The organism is Xanthomonas sp. SHU 308 (assembly GCF_000364645.1).
GTDB lineage: Bacteria > Pseudomonadota > Gammaproteobacteria > Xanthomonadales > Xanthomonadaceae > Xanthomonas_A > Xanthomonas_A sontii.
This window is the reverse complement of the sequence record NZ_AQOK01000254.1, coordinates 1-2,487: the sequence shown is the minus strand read 5'-3', so window position 1 is coordinate 2,487 and position 2,487 is coordinate 1. Positions and strand designations below refer to the sequence as shown.

Below are 2,487 nucleotides of genomic sequence, written 5' to 3'. Positions count from 1 at the left end.
GCAACATGGCGCCGTTGGCGCCGACGGTGGAGGCAATCTATGTCTACATCCAGTTCGATGCCCCCACGATTATCACCGCCCCTTCACCGATGCCTGTTGTTGGGGCGCATCCAGCTGCTGTGCCAGGTGCTGCGGCTCAGGCGCCTGATCCGTCCTCCGTTCCTGAACCAAAGGCGGCGTACCGGACAGATCCACCTTCACACGGTAGCCGGGTGTGCTGCCTTCGATCCAGGCGCTTCCGCCCTCCAGCAGGGTCACGGCCCTGATCTGCTCTGGCCGCTCCATCCCCTCACGCCGCGCTTGCGATGCCGCATACGACACCGCGGCATCCGCGATGCCGGCAGGTAACCTGCTCTTGAGCATCTGGTAGAGAGCATCAGCCGGCTGCTCGGCAGGCGTCACGCTCGATTGCTCCGGCACCTTCTGCGGAGCCCGCCAGCCCTGCGGTTCTCCGCTCTCCATACGCGGCACCTGCAGCCGCTGCATGTGCTCTGACCAATTCGGCACGCCGATGCTTTCGCGGCCCGCCCCGGGCGCAAGTGGCCCCCGCAGTTCGGCAACGCCATCCTGCAGCAGCCCACCCCAGCCCCGCGCACCCAGCGTCACCCCCATGCGCAGCGTGGCGATATCATCCCGATACCGTTCGATCATCGGCGCATGGCGCTGCGCCAAGTGCTGTGCGGTCGCGTCTTCCAGGACAGAGTGCTTCGGCCTGCCTTCCTTGTCTGTCGGCAGGAAGTTGTAGATGGTGTGGGAGTCCGTCACCAACCCCTTCGCCGCACTGATCGGATTGCGCAAGCCACTGCCCTGGTCGTCATAGCCGGTCCGCTCCAGCGTCGCGATCTCTTGCTCCGTGGCATACACCCGAACCTGACCATAGTGCCGGCTGGCGGCGCTGACGGGATCTCCCGCCATTACGTGATTGATGACCGCGTTGCCGCCTTCGGGAATACGACGATCCAAGCTGACGGCCCCATAGCCGTTGAAGGTTTCGCCCTTCAATCCGAAGTGGTGCGCCGTAATTTCTGCCAAACCGCCACCTAGCGAGTGGCCGGCGACGGTGACCTCGGGAGCCTTCAATCCTTTGCCAAGCTTTTCCGCATACTCCAAGGCGTGCCTTGTAAATTCGATGGCGTCCGCCGCTTGGGCGTTGTGACGGGTGGCGACCATACCCCCATCGGCAACTAGGCCATCGCGCCACGGCTGGCGGTCGAACTCGCTGCCGCGGTGTGCGACGATGAGTTCGTTGGTATCCAACCGTTGATAAAGGATGCCCTGATAGCCGGACGCGCTATCCATATAGCTGAGCCGTCTGTAGGCGACGCCCCCTATGTCGACAGGCTGGCTTTTTTCTCCCGTCTCCTGCGGTTTTTTATATACGTCATTCGCAAGGGCGGCATATTGTTTTGTGGTCATGCTCATGGGAGCGCCTTCTCCGATGTCAGCGTCACTTTGAAGAGGTTGTGGCGTGCATTTTCATTGAAGTCGTCAATACTTGATGCACCTCCATCTGGAAAATCATCCATGTCTTCCTTGGGATAACGTCCCTTCCAAAAATACGTAACCTTGGGCGTTGGACTATAAATCTCCTTCTTGAATAGCGCCGGCTCGTACCGCGTTTCTTCATGCTTGCCGGTCGCCTTCAAGGCAATGCCGACGCCCGTCAATTCAAAGCGGCACACGCCCATGCCGTAATAGTCGGCGTCGACCATGCCGTCGGCATATATCGTCCCCACATAATATTCCCCGTCGACCTTCTGAAAGTTGATGGGTATACCTGCTTCTTTCGGCTTGGTTCTCACGCCCTCGAATGGCTCATTAAGCGGCGTGCACTGCTCATAATTGGCCATGTCATAAAACGCAGTACCTGAAACATACCCAAAGGGCCCTGGCGCATCTTCGATGGTCATCGTGATTCGATACGCTTGGGTCGGCTTGGTATTACGCTGATAGACTGGATCGCCATCGGCTGCCGTTTGCGCAACACCGTCGGCTTTTTCAGAAGCGGTATTCATCTGATTGCATCCGGCCAAGAGGGACAGAAGTAAAATGGCAGTAACAGTCTGAGCGTTCATAAGGGCGTTAGGCCACCACGGTGCTGCGCACAGCCCATTCGGCCTGCGCTAGGGCCTCGGTCAGCCAGCGGCAACTGCGCCGGATGGAAACACCGAGCAGCAGCAGGGCAACGATCAGAATCACGAACATCATTCCAGCTTCCGGCACGCGCATTACCACCGGCAGAGCGATTGGTAGCGCAATTACCGCCACGCTCATCATGAGTACCTGCACCGCTGCGCCAACGACGCCGAGGATGGACCTGCGCAACGGGCGCCGCTGTGCCGTGCATTCGCCGTGTGCCTGGAGGCGCTTCTTGGTGGCGGATGCGCGCAGCGCCAGCCGGAGTAGCATCGCTGCAATGCCGAGATGAAGGAGCGCTCCCAGGGCGGCCACGCTTTGCGCCAGCAACAGGATGAGGTCGCCTGACGT

Annotated in this window: 3 protein-coding genes; all 3 read right to left on the bottom strand. The window is 60.2% G+C overall.

The window, feature by feature from the left end; genetic code table 11:
- Positions 1–72: 72 nt before the first annotated feature.
- A complete protein-coding gene (locus D588_RS0109520; RefSeq protein WP_017915810.1) occupies positions 73–1,422 on the bottom strand; it encodes a DUF6792 domain-containing protein in 1,350 nt (449 codons plus the stop codon).
- Complete coding sequence (locus D588_RS0109515; RefSeq protein ID WP_026143549.1) at positions 1,419–2,015, bottom strand: hypothetical protein; 597 nt, start codon at positions 2,013–2,015, stop codon at positions 1,419–1,421. Before D588_RS0109515 ends, D588_RS0109520 begins: the two co-directional genes overlap by 4 nt.
- 67 nt (positions 2,016–2,082) lie before the next feature.
- The coding region (locus tag D588_RS0109510; RefSeq protein ID WP_017915808.1) for a hypothetical protein at positions 2,083–2,487 on the bottom strand (405 nt) is incomplete at its 5' end.

Excerpts from the sequence above, each read along its gene's own strand:
- D588_RS0109515 (WP_026143549.1), bottom strand. The coding sequence starts at position 2,015 with ATGAATACCGCTTCTGAAAAAGCCGACGGTGTTGCGCAAACGGCAGCC.
- D588_RS0109520 (WP_017915810.1), bottom strand. The coding sequence starts at position 1,422 with ATGAGCATGACCACAAAACAATATGCCGCCCTTGCGAATGACGTATAT.